General features: G+C 72.4%; 7 protein-coding genes. 5 read left to right on the forward strand and 2 right to left on the reverse strand.

Features of this window, described 5'->3' with window-relative positions:
* Positions 1-53 precede the first annotated feature (53 nt).
* From rpsT to ACFUPX_RS06935, 5 genes are all read left to right on the forward strand, one after another.
* A complete protein-coding gene (gene rpsT, locus ACFUPX_RS06915) occupies positions 54-320 on the forward strand; it encodes a 30S ribosomal protein S20 (RefSeq protein WP_383317216.1) in 267 nt (88 codons plus the stop codon).
* A 526-nt stretch (positions 321-846) separates the two neighbouring features.
* On the forward strand, positions 847-15,129 hold the full coding sequence (locus ACFUPX_RS06920) for an amino acid adenylation domain-containing protein (RefSeq protein WP_383317221.1): 14,283 nt from the start codon (positions 847-849) through the stop codon (positions 15,127-15,129).
* On the forward strand, positions 15,126-19,142 hold the full coding sequence (locus ACFUPX_RS06925) for an amino acid adenylation domain-containing protein (protein WP_383317223.1): 4,017 nt from the start codon (positions 15,126-15,128) through the stop codon (positions 19,140-19,142). Before ACFUPX_RS06920 ends, ACFUPX_RS06925 begins: the two co-directional genes overlap by 4 nt.
* Entirely contained in the window at positions 19,139-19,369 is a 231-nt protein-coding gene (locus tag ACFUPX_RS06930; protein WP_383317226.1) for an MbtH family protein, read from the forward strand. Before ACFUPX_RS06925 ends, ACFUPX_RS06930 begins: the two co-directional genes overlap by 4 nt.
* A gap of 29 nt (positions 19,370-19,398) precedes the next feature.
* The gene (locus tag ACFUPX_RS06935) at positions 19,399-20,748 is read left to right on the forward strand and encodes a hypothetical protein (protein ID WP_383317230.1); all 1,350 of its coding nucleotides are present in this window, start codon (positions 19,399-19,401) and stop codon (positions 20,746-20,748) included.
* A gap of 95 nt (positions 20,749-20,843) precedes the next feature.
* Here ACFUPX_RS06935 and ACFUPX_RS06940 read toward each other — a convergent pair whose 3' ends face one another.
* Together ACFUPX_RS06940 and hppD are read right to left on the reverse strand one after the other, a co-directional pair.
* A complete protein-coding gene (locus tag ACFUPX_RS06940) occupies positions 20,844-21,920 on the reverse strand; it encodes an alpha-hydroxy acid oxidase (RefSeq protein ID WP_383317233.1) in 1,077 nt (358 codons plus the stop codon).
* The gene (gene hppD, locus ACFUPX_RS06945) at positions 21,917-23,029 is read right to left on the reverse strand and encodes a 4-hydroxyphenylpyruvate dioxygenase (RefSeq protein WP_383317236.1); all 1,113 of its coding nucleotides are present in this window, start codon (positions 23,027-23,029) and stop codon (positions 21,917-21,919) included. The genes ACFUPX_RS06940 and hppD overlap by 4 nt, the downstream gene beginning before the upstream one ends.

Raw genomic sequence — 23,029 nt, forward strand, 5'->3', positions numbered from 1 at the left:
AAGAAACTCATCTGCAGTACCTCTGCAGTACCTGAACCTGAAAAGGCTCTTTCGTGGCGAACATCAAGTCCCAGATCAAGCGGATCAAGACCAACGAGAAGGCGCGTCAGCGCAACAAGGCGGTCAAGTCTTCGCTGAAGACCGCGATCCGCAAGGCCCGCGAGGCCGTTGCCGCTGGTGACTCCCAGAAGGCCGTCGAGGCGACGCGTGAGGCTTCGCGTCAGCTCGACAAGGCTGTCTCCAAGGGTGTCATCCACAAGAACCAGGCCGCCAACAAGAAGTCGGCGCTTGCTTCGAAGGTCGCGTCCCTCCAGGGCTGAAACCCTGTCTGAGCGCCGCCCTGCGGCCGCTCACTTGATTTGACCGCCGGAAGGGACCCAGTGGGCCCTCTCTCCCACTCCTGACCGGCACCTCGGATCCGCACGCGACCTGCGTTCGCCACGCGGGTGCGGATCCTTCCAGAGCTTGAACCGAAAGCCCCGTATCCCGTCCTTCCCCAGGACGGCGGTGCGGGGCTTTCGGCATGTGATTTCGGGCCACGGACGCGGACCGTCCACATTCCAGCAAGGTGGAATTCTGCATTCCGCTCACCGGGAATCCGAACCGCTTCCCCCCTCTCGCGCAAACCCCTGTGATGAAGGCGACAGAACACCGCGGTAATGCCGACCACGAAACTGACGTGTCGTCGCATGGTGCTAGCCTTCGATCTTGTTCGACTTTGGAATGTGTGTGCGGACGGGGTGAACTCCCGCACACCGGGGGGCCAGAGGAGATTCGCCCCCTGCTGACGCGTGGGGGAATCTCAGAGTGTTCGACGGGCCGCAGTCCGCAAGCAAACCTTTGTCGGTGGCACAGGAGCGCGTCTGGTTCGCTCAGGAGCTGGCTCCGGAGAGCCTTCTCTACAACGTCAACGGCTACGTGGAGATTCGCGGCGCTCTCGACGAGGCGCTGTTCGAGAAAGCGCTGCGCCAGGCGGTCGACGAGGCCGAGGCCCTGCACGTCACCTTCGGCGAGGCGGACGGCGTCCCCCGGCAGTCCCTGTGGTCCGGACGCGACTGGCCGCTCCCCCGCATCGACCTCACCGCGGACGACGATCCCCGGGCCACGGCATTCGCGGCCATGCAGTCGGACCTCGAACGGCCCATTGATCTGCTGAATGGTCCACTGTTCAAGCAGATGCTCTTCAAGGTGGGTCCCGACCGGTTCTTCTGGTACATGCGGACGCACCACATCGTGTGCGACGCCTATGCCTTCAATCTCCTCGTGCAGCGCGTTTCCGCGTGCTACTCCGCGCTCACGGACGACGGCCAGGAGATGCCCGCGACGCCTTTCTCGCCGCTCGCCGACTTCCTCGACGAGGACATGAAGTACGCCGAAGGCGAGCGAAGTGCCAGGGACCGTGAGTACTGGCTGGAAAAGTACGGCGACGACCCCGACATTCTGAACCTTCCCGACCGTGCCACCGGGCTGTGGGCCGAGTCGAAGAGCCACGGCTCGTGGCTGGAATCCGATTACTTCGCGGAAATCAAACGGCTGGCGCGTGAGGCGCGGTCGACCTGGCAGGTCACCCTGACCGCCGCCGCCGCGGCCTATCTGCGCCACTTCACCCGCACCGAGGACGTCGTACTCGGTTTTCCGGTCACCGGCCGCCTCACGCCGGTCACCCGGGAGACCCCCGGCATGGCCTCGAACGTGCTGCCGCTGCGGATCGCCGTGCGGCCCGGCATGTCCTTCGCCGACCTGCAACGGCACGTCGGCCAGGAGATGCGCGGCCTGCTGCGCCACCAGCGCTACCGCGGCGAGGACCTCCGCAAGGACCTCGGCCTCGGCGGCCTCTCCCGCCGCATGTTCGGCCCCTCCATCAACTTCCTCCCGCTGGAGGAGGGCCTGCCGTTCGGCCCCTGCCTGGCCTCCGTCCACGGCATGCCCAGCGGGCCCGTGGACGACCTCGTCATCATCTTCGAGGGCGGCTCCGGCGACGACGGCATCGGCGTCCGCGTCACGGGCAACGTCGCCGCGTACGACGCCGACGCCATCACCGCCCACGGACAGCGCTTCGTCGCGTATCTGCGGGCGCTGACCGCCGACCCCGCACGGCCCATCGGCACCCTCGACGTCATGGCGCCAAACGAGCGCGGCCGGGTCCTGGAGGAGTGGAACGGCACCGCGCGCGACCTGGCCGCCGGGACGCTCCCCGCCTGGTTCGAGGCGCAGGCCCTGCGCACCCCCGACGCCACCGCCCTGGTCCACGCGGGCGAGCGGCTGACCTACCGCGAGCTGAACGCGCGGGCCAACCGGCTCGCCCACCGCCTTGTCTCCCGGGGCGCCGGGCCCGAGCGGCTCGTCGGGCTCCTCCTGCCGCGCTCCGTCGAACTGGTCGTCGCCGTCATCGCCGTACTCAAGTCCGGCGCCGGATATCTGCCGATCGACCCGGACGCGCCGGCCGCCCGGATCGAGGCCATCGTCTCCGAGGCCCGGCCCGTCGTCATGATCGACGGCGTCGAGTCCGTACGGGACGTGGACGGGTACCCCGCGAGCGACCTCACCGACGCCGACCGGACCGCGGCGCTGCGGGCCGACCACCCGGCGTACGTGATCTTCACGTCCGGTTCGACGGGCAAGCCCAAGGGCGTGGTGATCTCCCACCGCAACGTCACCCGGCTGCTCTCGGCCACCGAGGAGCAGTACGGCTTCGGCGAGCGGGACGTCTGGACGCTCTTCCACTCCTACGCCTTCGACTTCTCGGTGTGGGAGCTGTGGGGCGCGCTGCTGTACGGGGGCCGTCTGGTCGTCGTGCCGCACGCCGTCTCGCGCTCGCCCGAGGCCTTCCTCGAACTGCTCGCCGACGAGCGGGTCACGGTGCTCAACCAGACCCCGTCGGCGTTCTACCAGCTGATCGAGGCCGACCAGCGGCGCCCCGACACCCGCCTCGCCCTGCGCTACGTCGTCTTCGGCGGTGAGGCGCTGGCCCCGGGCAGGCTCGGCGAGTGGTTCGACCGCCACCCCGACGACCGCCCCACGCTCGTCAACATGTACGGCATCACCGAGACCACCGTGCACGTCACCCAGCACGCCCTCACCCGCGAGTCGGCCGCCGCCGACAGCGGAAGCACCGTCGGCCCCGCACTGCCGGACCTGCGTGCCTACGTCCTGGACGCCGCGCTGCGGCCGGTGCCGCCGGGCGCCGTCGGTGAGCTGTACGTGGCCGGTGCCGGGCTCGCCCGCGGCTACCTCGGCCGCCCGGGGCTCACCGCCGACCGGTTCGTCGCCTGCCCCTTCGGCCCGGCGGGCGCCCGGATGTACCGCACCGGCGACCTGGCCCACTGGACGTCCGGCGGTCTGCTGGTCCACGAGGGGCGCGCCGACCACCAGGTGAAGATCCGCGGCTTCCGGATCGAGCTCGGCGAGATCGAAGCGGCGCTCTCCCACCATCCGCGGGTCGCCCAGGTCGCGGTCGTGGCACGCGAGGACCGGCCGGGCGACAAGCGCCTCGTCGCCTACGTGGTGCCGCGCGACGGCGGCGTCGACCCGTCCGAGCTCCGTTCGTACGCGGGTGAGTCCGTCCCCTCGTACATGGTGCCCTCGGCCGTGGTCACCGTGGACTTCCTGCCGCTGACGCCGAACGGGAAGCTCAACCAGCGTGCGCTGCCCGCGCCGCGGTTCGACGGCGCTTCCTTCGGGCGTGCGCCGCGCACCGCGCACGAGGAGATCCTGCGCGACCTCTTCGCCGAGGTCCTCGGCGTGGAGCAGCTCGGCATCGACGACAACTTCTTCGAGCTCGGCGGCCACTCGCTGCTCGCCACCCGCCTCGCCGTGCGGGTGCGGGCCGAGCTCGGTGCCGAGATCCAGCTGAGCACCCTCTTCGAGTCGCCGACCGTGGCGGGCCTCGCCGCCGCGCTCGCCGCAGGCCCCGCGGCGGGCGCCGCCGTCCGTCCCGCGCTGGTGGCGATGGCCAGGCCCGACGCGGTCCCGCTCTCCTTCGCCCAGCGGCGGCTGTGGTTCCTGCACCAGGTCGAGGGCGTCGGATCGACGTACAACATGCCGCTGGCCCTGCGGCTGCGGGGCGGCCTTGACCGCGAGGCGCTGCGCGCCGCGCTCGGTGACGTCGTCGCCCGGCACGAGTCGCTGCGCACCGTCTTCCCGGAGACCGACGGCGCCGCGCGCCAGACCGTGCTCGCCTCCCCCACCGTGCCGCTGCCGGTGACCGAGACCGACGAGGTGCGCCTGCCCGGCCTGCTGAGCGACGCGGCGCGCACGGACTTCGACCTGTCCCGCGAGATACCGCTGCGCGCCACCCTGTTCAGCCTCGGCGAGCGGGACCACGTACTGGCGCTGGTGCTGCACCACATCGCGGGCGACGAGTGGTCGATGGCCCCGCTGGCCCGCGACCTCGGCACCGCGTACGCGGCCCGCCTTGAGGGCGGCGAGCCTGGCTGGCAGCCGCTGCCCGTCCAGTACGCCGACTACAGCCTGTGGCAGCGCCGGCTTCTCGGCGACGAGAGCGAGCCCGAAAGCCTCGCCCACCAGCAGCTCGCGTACTGGCGCGAGACGCTCGCCGCGCTGCCGCAGGAGCTCGACCTGCCGACGGACCGGCCGCGCCCCGCGGTGTCGGGCCACGAGGGCGCCGCGCTGCCGGTGGCCTTCGACGCGGAGCTGCACCGGGCGCTCGCGGCGCTGGCGGCGGGCCGCGGGGCCACGCTGTACATGGTGCTCCAGGCCGGGCTCGCGACGCTGCTCAGCCGGTTGGGCGCGGGCGAGGACATCCCCATCGGCAGCCCTGTCGCGGGCCGTACGGACGAGGCGCTCGACGACCTCGTCGGGTTCTTCGTCAACACCCTGGTGCTGCGCACCGACACCTCGGGCAATCCCGGCTTCGGCGAGCTCGTGGACCGTGTCAGGTCCACCGACCTGGCGGCCTACGCCCATCAGGACCTGCCGTTCGACCGGCTCGTCGAGGTGCTCAACCCGGCGCGTTCCGCGGGCAGGCAGCCGCTGGTGCAGATCCTGCTCGCGCTCCAGAACACCCCGGAGGCCGGCCTTGAGCTGCCCGGCCTCGACCTCGACCGGTACGCCGTGCATCCCGGCGGGTCCAAGTTCGACCTCTCGCTGAGCCTGACCGAGACCCGGGACGCCGAGGGCGCGCCCGCCGGGCTCGAAGGCTTCATCGAGTACAGCACCGACCTGTTCGACCAGGGCACCGTGGAGCTGATGGTGGCCCGCCTGGGGCGGCTGCTGAGCGCCGCGGCGGCCACGCCCGAGCGGGGCATCGGCGACATCGAGCTGCTCACGGCAGGCGAACACGCCCAGCTGGCCGCCGACTTCAACGACACCCGGCGGGACGTGCCGCGGCTGACCGTGCCCGCGCTCTTCGAGGCACGGGCCGCCGGGTCGCCGGACGCACCCGCCGTCGTCTTCGACGGCACCGGTCCCTTCGACGGCACCAGTCCCTCTGACGGCACCAGCCTGTCGTACGGGGAGCTGAACCGGCGCGCCAACCGCCTTGCCCGCGCGCTGATCGCGCGCGGCATCGGTCCCGAGGACACGGTGGCCCTGATGCTGCCGCGCTCGGCGGAGCTGGTCGTCGCGGTGCTCGCCGTGCTCAAGGCCGGTGCCGCGTATCTGCCCGTCGACCCGGCCTACCCCGCCGACCGCATCGCGTACCTGCTCACCGACGGGGCGCCCCGGCTCACGCTCACGACGGACGCTCTCGCGGGTGGGCTGCCCGCGGGGACGGCGTATTGGACGGCGGAGGAGTTCTGCGGGGGCGGCGCCGGCCATGGCGCTGATCCTGGCGTCGGCGCCGGTCCCGGCTTCTGCGACGCGAACGTGACGGACGCCGAGCGGCTCGGCCCGCTCACGCTCTCCCACGCGGCCTACATCATCTACACCTCGGGATCCAGCGGCCGCCCCAAGGGAGTGGTCTGCACCCACACCGGCGTCGCGAGCCTGCTCGACGCCCGGGGCAATCTCCTCGACCTGGGCCCCGGCGACCGGGTGCTCCAGTTCGCCTCGCTCAGCTTCGACGCGGCGTTCTGGGAGCTGTCCATGGCGCTGCTGTCCGGCGCCACCCTGGTCCTCGCCTCGCCCGACCGGCTGCGGCCCGGAGCCCCGCTGGTCGCGCTCGCCGCCGAGCACGAGGTGACCCATCTGCTCCTTCCGCCGTCCGTGCTCGACGTCCTCGCGCCGTCGGACCTGCCCACGGTGCGCACGCTCCTCGTGGGGGGCGAGGCGTCGTCCGGCGAGCTGGTGGGCCGCTGGTCGCCCGGCCGCCGGATGATCAATGCCTACGGTCCGACGGAGATCACCGTCTGCGCCACGATGAGCGGGCCGCTCTCCGGCGACGCCAAGCCGCCGATCGGCCGGCCGGTCACCAACATGCGGGCCTACGTCCTCGACGCGCGGCTGCGCCCGGTGCCGGTCGGTGTCGTGGGTGAGCTGTATCTGGCGGGTGACGGTGTGGCGCGCGGTTATCTGGGGCGTCCGGGTCTGACCGGTGAGCGCTTCGTGCCCTGCCCGTTCGGGGAGCCCGGCGAGCGCATGTACCGCTCCGGGGACCTCGTCCGCTGGAACGCGGCCGGGGAGATGGAATACCTCGGGCGCGCGGACGACCAGGTCAAGGTCCGCGGCCATCGCATCGAACTCGGCGAGATCGAGTCCGTCCTCACGGCTCATCCGACGGTCGCCCAGGCGGTCGTGGACACGCGGGCCGACCGCCCCGGTCAGCTCGTTGCGTACGTCGTTCCGGCGGACCCTGGCCAGGAGGCGGACGCGGCGGAACTGCGCGCCCACGTCGCCGCCTCGCTGCCGGAGTACATGGTCCCGGCCGCCGTCGTCACCATGGACGTCCTGCCCCTGACCCCGAACGGCAAGCTGGACCGACGCGCCCTGCCCGCACCCGACTTCACCGCCGTCGTGGCAGGCCGCGCCCCGCGCACCCCGCGCGAAGAAGTCCTCTGCGGCCTCTTCGCCGAAGTCCTCGGCGCCCAGCAGGTCGGCATCGACGACAACTTCTTCAACCTCGGCGGACACTCACTGCTCGCAACGCGCCTGGTCAGCCGGGTCCGGTCGGTTCTGGGCATCGAACTGCCCCTGAGCGCACTCTTCGAGACGCCTACGGTGGCCGGACTCGCAGCCGCCACCGCTTCCGCCGAAACCGACACGGCCCGGCCCGCGCTGACGAGGCAATCGCGACCGGACGCGGTACCGCTGTCTTTCTCGCAGCGCCGCCTGTGGTTCCTCAACCGCCTGGAGAGCGCGGGCGCCCTCTACAACATGCCGCTCGCCCTGCGCCTCAACGGCACCCTCGACCGCGAGGCACTCCAGGCCGCGCTCGGCGACGTCATCGCCCGGCACGAATCACTGCGCACCGTCTTCCCCGACACCGACGGCGAAGCCCACCAGAGCGTGCTGGCCGCTTCCTCCGTGCCGCTGCCCATCACCGAGACCGACGAGCGGGAGCTTCCCGGGCTGCTGAGCGCGGCAGTGGGGGCGGGCTTCGACCTTTCGACCCAGATACCGGTGCGGGCGGGCCTGTTCAAGCTCGGTGCCACCGAGCACGTGCTCTCGCTGGTCCTGCACCACATCGCGGGCGACGGCTGGTCCATGGGGCCTCTCGCCAACGACCTCGGCACGGCCTACGCGGCGCGCGTCGAAGGCGCCGCCCCGAACTGGCAGCCCCTGCCGGTCCAGTACGCCGACTACGCCCTCTGGCAGCGTCAACTCCTCGGCGACGAAACCGAGTCGGACAGCATCGCGCACGCCCAGCTCGACTACTGGCGCGAGACACTGGCGGGGCTCCCGGACGAACTGAACCTTCCGTCGGACCGGCCGCGGCCCGCCGAGGGAAGCCACCGTGGTGGCCGTGTCGCCGTGGAGTGGGACGCCGAACTGCACCAGCGGCTCGTGGAGTTCGCCCGTGAGTCGTCCTCGTCGGTCTTCATGGTCGTGCAGGCCGCCCTCGCGACGCTGCTGAACCGGCTCGGTGCCGGGGACGACATCCCCATCGGCAGCCCCATCGCCGGACGCACCGACGAAGCACTCGACGACCTCATCGGCTTCTTCACCAACACCCTGGTCCTGCGCACCGACGTCTCCGGGCAGCCCACCTTCCGCGAGCTGCTCACCCGCGTACGCACCACCGACCTCGACGCCTACGCCCACCAGGACATCCCCTTCGAGCGCCTCGTCGAACTCGTCAACCCCTCCCGCTCCCGCGCACGCCACCCCCTCTTCCAGGTGCTCCTCGCCTTCCAGAACACCCCTGAGGCGTCCCTCGAACTGCCCGGTCTCACCGTCGGGATCGAGCCGGTCGGCATCGGTGTCGCCAAGTTCGACCTGTCGATCAACGTCCAGGAGCGGCACGGGAATCAGGGCCCCGCGGGGATCGGCGGCACGCTGGAGTACAACGGCGACCTCTTCGACCACGACACCGCGGCCGGGCTCACCGCGCGCCTCACCCACACCCTGCGTGCCCTCCTGGCGGACCCGGACCTCCCGGTCAGCCGAGTGGAGCTGCTCGGCGCGGACGAGCGCCGGCGCATCCTGACCGACTGGAACGACACCGCGGTCCCGGTCCTGCACGACACCCTGCCCGCCCTCTTCGAGACCCAGGCCGCCCGCACCCCGGACACCGACGCCGTCATCCACGACGGCACCACCCTCAGCTACGCCGAGCTCAACACGCTCGCCAACGGTGTGGCGCGGCAGCTGACCGAGCGTGGCGTGGGCCCCGAGGACCTGGTGGCGGTGGCCATGCGGCCGTCGCCGCGGCTGCTCGCCGCGCTGCTCGGCGTACTCAAGGCCGGTGCCGCCTATCTGCCGGTGGACTGCGATTATCCGGCCGACCGCATCGCGCACATGCTGCGGGACTCGGCGCCCGCGCTGCTCCTGACCACGGAGGAGACGGTCGCCGGGCGGGCGGAGTTCGACGGCATCAGCCCCGGCGACGGTGACAGCGTCGGGGGGCCGTCCGGGCTGCCGCGGCTCTTCGGTGACCGCGTACCGCCCGTCGCCGAGAACCCGGACGACGAGCGGCGGACCCGTCCGCTGCTGCCGCACCACCCTGCGTACGTCATCTACACCTCGGGTTCCACCGGCGTCCCCAAGGGCGTCGTCGTGGAGCAGCGCAACCTCGTCGACTACCTGGAGTGGGCGGGTCGGAGCTACCCGAGCGCGGGCGGTTCCGCGCTCCTGCACTCCTCGGTGTCCTTCGACATGACGGTCACCGCACTGTTGACGCCGCTGACCGTCGGCGGCTCCGTGTGCGTGGGCAGCCTCGACGAGGCCGGGCTCCCTGCTGCCGCACCGACCCTGCTCAAGGGCACACCCAGCCATCTGCCGCTGCTCGAAGCCCTTCCCGGGCACGCGTCACCGTCCGGCGACCTGCTGCTCGCGGGCGAGGCGCTGTCCGTCGAGGCGCTGGAGAGCTGGCGTTCCGCCCACCCCGGGGTGACCGTGCGGAACGTCTACGGTCCGACCGAGACGACCGTCAGCTGCTCGGAGCACCGGATCGCTCCCGGCACGGGCCCGGATTCCGGAGCGCTGCCGATCGGCCGCCCGCTGTCCAACACCCATCTCTACGTGCTCGGTTCGGGGCTCATGCCTGTCCCGGCCGGAGTACCCGGAGAGCTGTATGTCGCCGGACGCGGTGTGGCGCGGGGTTATCTGGGGCGTCCGGGTCTGACCGGTGAGCGCTTCGTGCCCTGCCCGTTCGGGGAGCCCGGCGAGCGCATGTACCGCACCGGGGACCTCGTCCGCTGGAACGCGGCCGGAGAGCTGGAATACCTCGGGCGCGCGGACGACCAGGTCAAGGTCCGCGGCTTCCGCATCGAACCCGGCGAGATCGCCGCCGTCCTGGATCGCCACCCCACCATCGCCCACTCCGCAGTCGTCGTACGCGAAGACCGACCCGGCGACAAACGCCTCGTCGCGTACGTCGTCCCCGCGAACCCCGGCCAGGAGGCGGACGCGGCGGAACTGCGCGCCCACGTCGCCGCCTCACTCCCCGAATACATGGTCCCGGCCGCCGTCGTCACCATGGACGCGATCCCGCTCTCCCCCACCGGCAAGGTGCACCGCGAGGCGCTGCCCGCCCCGGACTACGACGCGGCGATCTCGGGGCGTGCCCCGCGCACCCCGCGCGAGGAGGTCCTCTGCGGCCTGTTCGCCGAGGTCCTCGGCCTCACCAGGGTCGGCATCGACGACAACTTCTTCGATCTGGGCGGGCATTCACTGCTCGCCACCCGCCTGGTCAGCCGGGTCCGGTCGGTCCTCGGGATCGAGCTGCCGCTCGCCACCCTGTTCGAGGCCCCGACGGTGGTGGGACTGGCCGCCGTGTCGACCGGCGCCGAAGCGGCCCGCCCGGCGCTGGCGCGGCAGACGCGTCCTGAGCCGTTGCCGCTGTCCTTCGCCCAGCACCGCCTGTGGATGCTGAGCCGTCTGCACGACGCGGACGCCCTCTACAACATGCCTGTGGTGCTGCGCCTCACCGGCACCGTGGACCGCGAGGCCCTCCAGAGCGCGCTCGGCGACGTCATCGCCCGGCACGAGTCGCTGCGCACCGTCTTCACCGAGACCGACGGGCACGCCGAGCAGCGGATCCTCGCCCCGGCCCAGGCCGCCTTCGCCCTGTCCGTCACGCGGACCGACGAGCGGGAGCTGCCGGGGCTGCTGAGCGCGGCAGCGGGGGCGGGCTTCGACCTGTCGTCCCAGATACCGGTGCGGGCAGGCCTGTTCACGCTGGACGAGACCGATCACGTACTGCTCCTCTCGCTGCACCACATCGCGGGCGACGGCTGGTCCATGGGCCCCCTCGCCAATGACCTCGGCACGGCCTACGCGGCCCGCCTGAAGGGCGAGACCCCCGGCTGGCAGCCTCTGCCGGTCCAGTACGCCGACTACGCCCTCTGGCAGCGTCAACTCCTGGGCGACGAAGCCGAGTCGGACAGCGTCGCGCACGCCCAGCTCGGCTACTGGCGCCGGCAACTCGGCGCTCTACCCGAGGAACTGGAGCTGCCCACCGACCGGCCGCGTCCGGCGGAGGCGAGCCACCGTGGTGGCCGTGTCGCCGTGGAGTGGGACGCCGAACTGCACCAGCGGCTCGTGGCGTTCGCCCGTGAGTCGTCCTCGTCCGTCTTCATGGTCGTGCAGGCCGCCCTCGCGGCCCTGCTGAACCGGCTGGGTGCCGGGGACGACATCCCCATCGGCAGCCCCATCGCCGGACGCACCGACGAAGCGCTCGACGACCTCATCGGCTTCTTCACCAACACCCTGGTCCTGCGTACCGATGTCTCCGGGCAGCCCACCTTCCGTGAGCTGGTCTCCCGCGTCCGGTCCACCGACCTCGACGCCTACGCCCACCAGGACATCCCCTTCGAGCGCCTCGTCGAACTCGTCAACCCGACCCGATCCCGCGCACGACACCCCCTCTTCCAGATCCTGCTGGCCTTCCAGAACAACCCGGAGACCGCCCTCGAACTGCCCGGCCTCACCATCGGAGCCGAGCCGGTCGACGTCGGCGTCGCCAAGTTCGACCTGTCGCTGAGCCTGCGGGAGGACACGGACGGGCAGAGCGCCGCCGGGATCCGCGGCATGCTCGAATACAGCACCGATCTCTTCGACCCCGAGAGCGCCGCCCTGATCGCGGACCGCCTGAAGCGGCTGCTGCGCGCCGTCGTCACCGATCCGGACCTTCCGGTCGGCCTGCTCGACGTGCTCGGACCGGACGAGCGGCACCGGACCCTGGTCGAGTGGAACGACACGGGCGTGGCCGTTCCCGGGCTCGGTTCGACGGCGCACGAGACGTTCGCGGAGCAGGCGCGGCTGCGGCCGGACGCCGTGGCCGTCACCTCCGGCTCCCGGCATCTGACGTACGGCGAACTGGACCGCAGGGCCAACGGGCTGGCCCACCGGCTGGTCGGTCTCGGTGTGCGTCCCGAGGACCGGGTCGCCGTGCTGATGGAGCGGTCGGCGGACCTCGTGGTCGCCCTGCTCGCCGTCCTCAAGGCCGGCGCGGCCTACGCTCCGCTGCACGAGAGCTACCCGGACGAACGCATGCGGGACGTGCTGAGCGGTTCCGGCGCCCGGGTCCTGGTCACCGACCTCGCCTGGCGCGAGCGGGGCGTGCCGGAGAACGCCGCGACGGTCGTCCTCGCCGATGAGGGCGGGGTCGCGGAGAACGCGCCGCTGGTTCCGGGGCTTTCGGATGCTCTCGCGTACGTCATGCACACCTCCGGTTCGACCGGGGAGCCCAAGGGCATCGCGATCTCCCACCGCTCGCTCCTGGAGCTCGCTCTCGACCCGTCCTGGGCGGAGGGGGGCCGCCATGAGCATGTGCTGATGCACGCCCCGTACGCCTTCGACATCTCCGACTACGAGCTGTGGGTTCCGCTGCTCTCCGGCGCGCGGGTCGTGCTCGCGCCCCCCGGCGAGCCGGACATCGCCGAGCTCAAGCGGCTGATCGTCGAGGAGGGCATCACCGGCGTCCACTTCACGGCGGGGCTGTTCCGCGTCGTCGCGGACGACCTGGGGGACGCGCTCGGCGGCGTCAGGGAGATCCTCACCGGCGGCGACGTGGTGTCGGTCGCGGCGGTCGAGAGCGTGCTGCGCGCCGCTCCGCACGTGGCCGTCCGCCACCTGTACGGGCCGACCGAGATCACCCTGTGCGCCACGACGCACCTCGTCACCGCCGCTGACGCCCTCGGCGACCGGCTGCCGATCGGCAGGCCGATGGCCAATACGCGGACGTACGTGCTCGATGCCGCGCTCGCGCCGGCGCCGGTGGGCGCCGTCGGCGAGCTGTACATCGCGGGCGCGGGGCTGGCGCGCGGCTATCTGGACCGGGCCGCGCTCACGGGTGAGCGGTTCGTCGCCGATCCGTACGGCCCCGCGGGTTCCCGCATGTACCGCACGGGTGACCTGGCGCGCTGGCTGCACGACGGCACGCTGGAGTTCGCGGGGCGGGCCGACGACCAGGTCAAGGTGCGCGGCTTCCGCATCGAGCCGGGCGAGGTCGAGGCGGCGCTCACCCGCCATCCCTCGGTCGCGCAGAGCGCGGTCGTCGTCCGCGAGGACCGTCCCGGCGACAAGCGTCTCGTCGCCTACGTCGTCGCCGCCGCGGATGCGGGCCGGGGGAACATACCCGACTTCGACGCGTCCCAACTGCGGGCCCATGTCGGCGGCTTGCTGCCCGACTACATGGTCCCGTCGGCCGTGGTCACCTTGGACGAGCTGCCGCTGACCCCCAACGGCAAGCTGGACCGGGCCGCGCTGCCCGCTCCCGTCTACCGCACCGGATCCGCCGCCGCGCCCCGCACCGAGCGGGAGGTACTGCTGTGCCGTCTGGTCGCCGAGGTGCTCGGCCTGGAGCAGGTGGGCGTGCAGGACAACTTCTTCGAGCTCGGCGGGGACAGCATCGGCTCGATCCAGCTGGCGAGCCGGGCCCGCGCGGCCGGCCTCGCGCTCGCCCCGAAGGACGTCTTCCGCACCCGCACACTCGCCGAACTGGCTTCGGTCGCCGGTGAGTTGACGGCATCCGACGTGACGCTCGCCGCCGATGACGGTGTGGGTGACGTACCGCTGACGCCGGTCATGCACGATCTGCGCGCACGCGGCGGCAGTCTGGACGGACTGCTCCAGGCGGTGCTCCTCCAGGTCCCCGCCGACCTCACCGAGACGGGGCTCGCCGCGACGCTTCAGGCGGCCGTGGACCAGCACGACGTCCTGCGCCTCGAAGTCACGGACGACGAGGTCGTGGGCGACGACTGGCGCCTGCGGGTGCGGGCCACCGGCACGGTGTCCGCCGCCGAGCAGCTGCGCCGCGTCGACACGGCGGGCATGGACACGGAGTCGGCCCGCGCGCTGATGGCCAAGGAGGCGACCGCCGCGGGCGAGCGCCTCTCGCCGCGCGACGGCGTGCTGTTCCAGGCCGTCTGGTTCGACGCGGGTACGAACACTCCCGGCAGGCTGCTCCTGACGATCCATCACCTGGCGGTGGACGGGGTGTCCTGGCGCGTCCTGCTGCACGACCTGAGCACGGCCTGGAGCGCCGTCGCCGCGGGGTCCGCGCCCCGGCTCGAAAGGGTGGGCACGTCCTTCCGGCGCTGGTCGGAGCTTCTGACCGAGGAGGCCGCGCGGCCCTCCCGTACGGCCGAACTCGCCTACTGGACCGCCCTGCACGAGCGGCCCGAGCGGCCCATCGGCGTACGGGAACTCGACCCGGCACGGGACACCACCGCCACGGCACGCTCGCTCACGGTCGCGCTGCCCGCGGCGGTGACGGACGCCGTGCTGTCCCGGGTGCCCGCCGCCTACAACGCGGGCGTCAACGACGTGCTGCTCACCGCGCTCGCCCTGGCGTCGCTGGCCGGCCGCGACGAGCCCGACGACGGCCCGGTGCTCGTGGAGGTCGAGGGCCACGGCAGGCACGAGGACCTGGTGGAGGGGCTCGACCTGTCCCGCACCCTCGGCTGGTTCACGAGCGTCCACCCCGTGCGCATCGAGCCGGGCGGCGTCGACTGGGACGATCTGTGGCAGGCGGGGCCCACGGTCTCCGAGGTGCTCAAGCGCACCAAGGAGCAGCTGCGGACCGTGCCGGGACAGGGCCTGGGCCACGGCCTGCTGAGGTACCTCAACGCGGAGACCGCCCCGGCGCTCGCCGCCCTGCCCGTCCCGCAGATCGGCTTCAACTACCTGGGCCGGTTCGACGGTTCGGGGCAGCCGGCCGACTGGGGCCTGGCCCCCGAGGCCACGCGGGACGACGGCGCGGGGATCCCGCCGGGCACCGCGATGCCGCTGCGCAACCCGCTCGCGGTCAACGCCATGACGCGGCCGGGACCGGACGGCCCCGAGCTGCGCGCCGTGTGGACGTGGCCGGACGGCCTGCTGAGCGAGGCGCGGGTGTCCGCGATCGCGGACACCTGGGTGCGTGCGCTGACCGTGATGGCCCGGCACGTGGAGCGGACCGACGCCGGTGGCGCGACGGCATCGGACTTCGACCTGGTCAGCCTTGACCAGGGCGAGATCGAGGCGTTCGAGGACGAGTTCGCCCTCGATGATTTCGGCGATTTCGGCGATCTCGACGAGTACGACCAGTTCGACGAGGACGAGGACAAGGACGGGGACCAGGGATGAAGCGCGAATCGGGCGCGAGGCGCGCTCCGGCACGCATTGAGGACGTGCTGCCGCCGACGGCCCTCCAGGAGGGCTTCCTGTTCCACTCGATGTACGACGAACAGGGCGCGGACGTCTACCACTTGCAGTTCGTCTTCGACCTGCGCGGGGACCTGGACCCCCTGGCCCTGCGCCGGGCGGCCGACGGGCTGCTGCGGCGGCACAGCAACCTGCGGGGAGCGTTCCGCCAGCGCCGTAACGGCGAATCGGTGCAGGTCGTCCTGGAACGCGTACGGGTTCCGTGGATCGAGCTCGACCTCTCGGCGCTCCCCGCGACCGAGCGTGCGCAGCGGCTCGCCGACGCGCTGGCCGACGACCGTGCGACCCGGTTCGACCTCAAGAAGCCGCCGCTCGTCCGCTGCCGGCTGATCCGGCTCGCCGAGGCCGAGTACCGCTTCGTGCTGACGAGTCATCACATCCTGCTCGACGGCTGGTCGGTGCCCCTGCTGCTGCACGAGCTCTTCACCATGTACGCGCAGGGAGGCAGCGACCACACGCTGCCTCCCGTCCACCCCTACCGCGACTACCTGCGCTGGCTGGCGGGGCGCGACCGCACGGAAGCCACCGATGCCTGGCAGCGGCACCTCGCGGGCCTGGAGGGTCCGACCCTGCTCGGCCCGCCCGGCGCGGGCCGCGAGACCGTGCTGCCCGATGAGGCCGAAGCCGAGCTCGACGCGGAACTGACCGCGGGCATAGCGGAGTTCGCCCGGCGCGGCGGCCTCACCCTGAACACGGTGGTCCAGGGCGCGTGGGCGCAGGTGCTCGGCGCGCTCACCGGCAGCGACGACGTCGTCTTCGGCGCGACGGTCTCGGGGCGGCCGCCGGAGCTTCCCGGCGTCGAGTCGATGATCGGTCTCTTCGCCAACACCGTCCCGGTGCGGCTCCGCCTCGACCCGGCCCGGTCCGTCGCGGACACGATGGCGCAGCTCCAGAGCGAGCGCTCGTCCCTCGCTGCGTACGAGTACGTCGGCCTCGGGGAGATCCAGCAGCTGGCCGGGACGGGCGGTGAACTCTTCGACACGCTCTACGTCTTCGAGAACTACCCCGCCCCTTCCGGTGACGGCAAGCCCGCCTACCAGGGCCTGGAGATCGCGGGCACGGAGGGCCAGGGCGCCGCCCACTACCCCCTGACGCTCACGGTGCTGCCCGGCCCGCGGCTCCGGTTCCGGCTCACCTACCGGCCCGACCTGTTCACCCGCGAGACGGTCCTCGGCTGGGCCGAGCGGCTGCGCCGGGTGCTGCGGGCCGCCGTGGCCGACCCCGGGCTTCCGGTCGCGCGGGTGGACGTCCTTGACTCCGGGGAGCGGCGGCGCGTCCTTGAGGAGTGGAACGACACCGCGGCCGGGCTCTCGGAGCAGTGCTGGTTCCAGCTCTTCGAGGAGCAGGCGCCGCGCACCCCTGAGGCCGTGGCACTGTGGCGGGACGGCGACATCATCACGTACGCCGCGCTGAACGCCGAGGCCAACCGTCTCGCACGCCTTCTGGTGACCCGCGGCGCCGGGCCCGAGACGCTCGTCGCCCTCGCACTGCCCCGCTCCCCGCAACTGGTCGTCGCGCTGCTGGCCGTCCAGAAGGCGGGCGCCGCCTACCTTCCGGTGGACCTGGGGCATCCGCGCGAGCGTGTCGCGGCCATCCTCGCCGAGGCCGGGCCGCCGGTGGCCCTGACCACTCTGGAGGACCGCCACCTGCTGCCCGAGGGCCAGGTGACGCTCTGCCTCGACGACCCGGAGCTGCGTGCGGACCTGGCGGAGCGGGACGGGCACGACCTGACCGACGCGGACCGCACCGCCGCGCTGCGGCCCGATCACCCGGCCTACGCGATCTTCACCTCGGGTTCCACGGGCGCGCCCAAGGGGGTCGTGGTGCCCCACCGGGCGCTGCTCAACTTCCTGACCGCGATGGGCGGCACGTTCCCGCTGGGCACGGCGGACCGGATGCTCGCGGTGACCACGGTCGCCTTCGACATCCACGCGCTCGAGCTGCAACTGCCGCTGCTCACCGGGGCGAGCGTGGTCGTGGCCGAGCGGGACGCGGTGCTCGACCCCGCGGCCCTGGGCGACCTGATCCGCCGCAGCGGGGCGACGGTCATGCAGGCGACGCCCACGCTCTGGCACTCGCTGCTGGCCGAGCAGGCGTCCGCCGCGGAGGGCCTGCGGATGCTGGTGGGCGGCGAGGCGCTGCCCGCCACGCTGGCCGCCCGGATGCGGGAGACGGGCGCGGAGGTCACCAACCTCTACGGGCCGACGGAGACGACGGTGTGGTCGACGTCGGTCACGATCGAAGGGCCCGCGCCCACCATCGGCCGTCCGATCCTCAACACCCGCGCCTACGTGCTCGACGGCGCCCTGCGCCCGGTCCTTCCCGGTGTGGCCGGAGAGCTGTACCTGGCGGGCGAAGGGCTGGCCCGGGGCTATCTGGGCCGTCCCGCGCTCACTTCGGGGCGTTTCGTGGCGGACCCGCACGGGGCCCCGGGGTCGCGGATGTACCGCACGGGTGACCTGGCGCGCTGGACCCCGGACGGCGAGCTGGAGTACCTCAGCCGCACCGACCACCAGGTGAAGGTGCGAGGACACCGCATCGAGCTGGGCGAGATCGAGACGGCGCTCGTCGCCGACGCCCGGGTGACACAGGCCGCGGTGGTGGTCCGCGAGGACCGCCCCGGCGACAAGCGGGTCGTCGGGTATGTGGTGGCCGCTTCCGCGGGAGACTCCCCGGCCCCTGGCCCTGGTGCCTCCGATGCTGTCTCCGAGAACCTGTCCGAAGCCCTGCGGGCGCACGTCCGCGACCGCCTCCCGGAGTACATGGTCCCCTCGGTCGTCGTCACGCTGCCCGCCCTGCCGCTCACGCCCAACGGCAAGCTGGACCGCAGGGCGCTCCCGGCGCCCGACGTCACGGCGGGCCGCGGCACCGGCGGGCGGGCGCCGCGCACCCCGCGGGAAGAGCTGCTGTGCGGGCTCTTCGCGGAGGTGCTCGGCCTCGCATCGGTCGGCATCGACGACGACTTCTTCGATCTCGGCGGCCACTCGCTGCTCGCCACCCGTCTCGTCAACCGCGTCCGCGCCGAGCTGGGCACCGGCACCTCGATCCGCAGCATCTTCGAGGCGCCGACGGTCGCCGGGCTCTCCCGGCGGCTGCACCAGGACGACGACCCGTTCGCCACCCCGCTGCGGCTGCGGGCGGGTAAGCGGGACAGCACCCCGTACTTCCTGATCCACCCGGTGGTCGGCATCGGCTGGTGCTACTCCGGGTTCATCACGCGCCTGGGCCAGGACACCCCCGTCTACGCCCTTCAGGCCCGCGGCCTGAACGCCGGTGAGGAGTGCGCGGCCGATCTCGCGGAGATGGCCGCGGACTATGTGGCCCAGATCCGCGCGGTCCGGCCGACGGGCCCCTACCGCCTGGCCGGCTGGTCGTTCGGCGGCCTGGTGGCCCACGAGATCGCCACCCGGCTGCAGAGCGAGGGCGCCGGGGTCGAACTGCTCGCGCTGCTGGACTCCTACCCCGCACGGGCCGAGGAGTCGTTCGCCCCCGAAGGCGATCCGCAGGGCGATCTGGAGCAGGAGATCCTCGCCGTCCTCGCGGCGGCGCTCGGCCCGGCGGCGGACGACCGGGACAAGCCCCTGTCGGCTGCGGAGATCGCCGGGCTGCTGCGCGAGCAGGACAGCCCGCTGGCCGGTATCGGGGAGGCCGGGATCGCGGCGTTCAACCGTGTCGCCACCAACAACCGCCGTATCGCCGGGGAGTTCGAGCCCGGCGTGTTCCGGGGCGACGTCCTGGCCTTCCGTTCAGGGCGGGCCGAGGGGTCGCACCCGTACGCCGTCAAGGCGTGGGACTCCCACGTGACGGGTGAGATCCATGAGTACGAAGTGGACTGCACGCACCTTGAGATGACCACCCCGGCCGCGCTGGACGTGATCACTCGGGTACTCAACGACCGGATGTCCGGTCCACGACAAGGAGAGGCAACACCATGACGACCAACCCCTTCGAGGACGACAACGGCAGCTACCTGGTCCTGGCCAACGCCGAGGGCCAGCACTCCCTGTGGCCGGCCTTCGCCGACGTACCGGCCGGCTGGGAGCGGGTGCACGGCGAGGACACCCGCCAGGCCTGCCTGGACCACATCGAGCGGAACTGGACGGACATGCGTCCCAAGAGCCTGGTCGATGCCATGAACTCCAAGAACGCCGAACGGGTCTAGCGACTCGGGGAATTGGTGAGAGCGTGTATATGACCGAGAAGGCGTCGGTGGGGGGATCCGCTGAGCACCTCGAGCAGGAGAAGACCGGCGTCGGCGGGGCGGCCCTGGGCCGCGGCACCGTCCGCGACCACAACCGGGCGCTGCGGCAGGCCCATGACGCGGTGACCGCCTGGACGCATCGGGCACTGGGGCCGGGCCACACCGATTTCCGCGGTTTCCCGTACCGCGAGGTCGTCGACTACTACCAGCGGGTGGGCAAGCTCGCCGTCTCCACCGAGTTGGTCGCCGCCCTGCGCGGGGCCCGGCTCGGCGTCGAGTGCTCGGGGCGTGCCCGCCCCTGGTCGTCGCCGGACGCCTGGGTGTTCGACAGCTGGCTTCCCCTGACCTTCACCGACCGGCCCATGAACTACGTCTCGTACGCCGGGAACGACGTACTGGGAGTGGCCCAGTGGACGGCGGACGGCACACCGGAAGCCGCCGACCTGGCCGACGACCGGCTGATGGCGGTGCTGCTCGCCGATGTCGTGACGCGCGAGACCGAGGCGCTGGCGGCCGACGGGAGCGACCCCCGTCAGCGCACCCGCACCACGGCCGTCTGGCAGGCCCTGGCCCGCCTCGCCGACTACGCCCCCACGGGCCTGACCGACACCGCGCCGCTTGACACGCTGCGCGGGGCGCTCGGCGGCCCCGACGAGGAGGCCGCGGCGGACGCCGCGCGGGCAGCGGTGGCCGCCGTCCTGGCCGAGGCGCCGCCCGCGCTTCCGAGGGCCGTGGAGATGGCGCTGCTTCCGGTCACGACGCTGCACGACGAGCGGATGTTCATCCGCTCCATCCAGCTGTTCGAGCGGCTGTTCACGCTGACGGCGCGGGCGCTGACCACGGCGGTCGAGGCGGTCCGCGCGGACCGCCCGGCCGACGCGGCGGCCGTGCTGGAGACGGCGGCGAGCCGGCTCTCCGGCTCCACGGGGCCGCTCTACCGGGTGCTGACCACGATGCCGCCGGAGTCGTTCGCGGTGATCCGGGACCACACCCATGGCGCGAGCGCCATCCAGTCGAGGCCCTATCAGCTGGTCGAGACGGTGAGCGCCAAGCGCGAGGGCGGGACGCACCGGCCGGAGAAGGGCCCGCTGTTCACCTTCGACGCCACGCTGCAGGAGCAGTTCCTGCAGCGGGCCGCGGGCTGGTCGACGCGGGACGCGCGTCGTCTGCAGGACGCCATGCACCGGCTCGACACCAACTGGCGCGGGATGAAGCGCACGCACTGGGGCGTCACGATGAAGATCATCGGGCGGGTGCCCGGCACCGGCGGCACGGCGGGTGCCGATTACCTCAAGGCGGCGGCGGACATGGGGCTCTTCCCGCTGATCACGGCGGCCTGAGGCCGCGCTCGGGTGCCACTCGGGGGCGCTCGCCCCGACCGGGGGTCATGCCCGCGGGCCGCTACGGCCGCCGCGGGCATGACCTCCGGACCGGGTCAGAGGTGGACCGTGCGCAGATCGCCCGCGGCCGCGAGGTCGGGACAGCCGGACAGCAGGAGCGCCTCGCGCAGTTCGGTGTGCAGCAGTTCGAGCACGAGCCGCACCCCGGCCTCGCCGTCCGCGGCAAGGCCCCAGAGCACCGGACGGCCGCACAGCACCCCGTCGGCGCCCAGTGCCACGGCACGCAGGACGTCCATACCGGTGCGTACGCCGCTGTCGAACAGCACCGAGCACCGGCCGCCGACCGCGTCGAGGACCTCCGGCAGCGCGGTGACGCTCGGCACGGCGGCGGCGAACTGCCGGCCGCCGTGGTTGGAGACGATCACCCCGTCGGCGCCCAGGTCCACGGCGCGTTCGGCGTCCCGCGGATCCAGGATTCCCTTGAGGACCAGCGGGAGCCTCGTCCGTCCGCGCAGCCAGGCCAGGTCGTCCCAGCCGATCGCCGGGTCGAAGGCCGCGGCGGTGTGGGTGGCCACCGCCGAACTTCCGGCCTGCCGCGTGTGCGCGGCGGAGACCGGGGCGGGACCGAGGTTCGCCGCCACCACGTCGGAGGGCAGCGAGAATCCGTTGCGCACGTCGCGCAGCCTGCGGCCCATGTGGGGCACGTCGACCGTGACGACCAGGGCCTCGCACCCCGCGTCCTCGGCCCTGCGGACCAGGTCGAGCACCACGTCACGGTCGTGCACCCAGTACAGCTGGAACCAGACGGGACCGCCGACCGAGGCGATCTCCTCCAGGGTGAAGCTGCTCAACGTACTGATGATGAAGGGCACTTGGGCGTCCCGGGCGGCGCGTGCCGCCGCGAGTTCCCCGTCCGCGTGCAGCAGCCTCTGGTACGCCATCGGGGCCACGGCCACCGGCATCCCCGCCGTGGTGGCGAGCAGTTTCGCGGTCGTGTCGGCCTCGCCGGTGCCGCCCAGGACGCGGGGCAGCAGCCGGACCCGGTCGAGCGCGGTCCTGTTGGCGGCCTGGGTGGACTCGTCGCCGCTGCCGCCGTCGACGAAGTCCCGTACGTCGTGCGGCAGTCGTTCGCCCGCGACGCGGGCCACGTCGGCGATGCAGAGCGGGGTCACCGGCCGCCGTCCTGCTGCGCCCGCTCCATCTCCATCTCGACCGCGGTGTAGAGCGCCTTGATGTTGCCGCTGCCGAACGTGCGTGCGCCCAGGCGCTCGATGACCTCGAAGAACAGGGTGCCGCGCGGGTGGACCGACTTCGTGAAGATCTGCAGCAGCTGGCCGTCCTGGTCCTCGTCCACCAGGATGTTGAGCGCGCGGAGCTGGTCGACCGAGTGCCGCAGCAGGCTGAGGCGCTCCGGTACGAGGTCGTAGTACGCCGAGGGTGTCTTGAGGAAGGCGAGACCGCCGCCGCCGAGAAGGGTCACGTCCCGCACGATGTCGTCCGTGGCGAACGCGATGTGCTGGACGCCCGCCCCGCCGTGCTCCTTGACGAACTTGTCGATCTGGCCCGGCTCACGGGACGTGTCCGGCTCGATCAGGGTGAGCGTCACCGTGCCGGAGCGGCTCTGGACCACCTTGGAGTCCATGGCCTGGCCGCCGACGACGATGCGCTCGGTGAAGACCATCTCGAAGTCGAGGACGCTCTCGTAGAACGCGACCGTGGGCGACAGTTGGCCGGCCTCCAGGCACACGGCGAAGTGGTCGATCGTGTGCAGCCCCGCGGCGGGCGCGTCCACGGATCCGTCCGTGGACGCGGTCGCGCCCTCGTCGGTCACCGGCGTCAGGCCGGGCAGCGCCTGGGCTCCCGTGCCCGCCGGGCGCTGCACGAACGTGTGGGTCACGTCGCCGAACGCGGCTATGGACGCGGTGACGACGCCGTCGTGGTCCTGCGGCGCTGCGACCGGGCGGGCGCCCCGGCGCACCGCCTCTTCGTAGGCGGCAGCGGCGTCCGGCGTGCTCAGCGCGATGTCCGACACACCGTCACCATGGCGCTCCGCATAGGCGGCTGCCGCGTGGTCGGCGCCCCGGGCGTCGGTCAGCACGAACCGGATGCCGGATCTGCCGACGGCGGCACGGGCCTCGCCTGCTTGCGCGGCGTCCGTGGTCGCCACCGAGCGGGCATAAACGCTCAGGCCGTAGCTCTCCGTGAAGAATGCGGTGGCGGCGTCGAGGTCGCCCACGGAGAAGCCGACGTGGTCGATTCCGAGTTCATCAAAGGGACTCAT

The organism is Streptomyces sp. NPDC057302 (genome assembly GCF_042667685.1).
GTDB lineage: Bacteria > Actinomycetota > Actinomycetes > Streptomycetales > Streptomycetaceae > Streptomyces.

Bases quoted from the DNA above. Each gene is read 5' to 3' on its own strand.
- ACFUPX_RS06930 (WP_383317226.1), top strand. From the start codon at position 19,139: ATGACGACCAACCCCTTCGAGGACGACAACGGCAGCTACCTGGTCCTG.
- ACFUPX_RS06925 (WP_383317223.1), top strand. From the start codon at position 15,126: ATGAAGCGCGAATCGGGCGCGAGGCGCGCTCCGGCACGCATTGAGGAC.
- ACFUPX_RS06935 (WP_383317230.1), top strand. From the start codon at position 19,399: ATGACCGAGAAGGCGTCGGTGGGGGGATCCGCTGAGCACCTCGAGCAG.
- hppD (WP_383317236.1), bottom strand. From the start codon at position 23,029: ATGAGTCCCTTTGATGAACTCGGAATCGACCACGTCGGCTTCTCCGTG.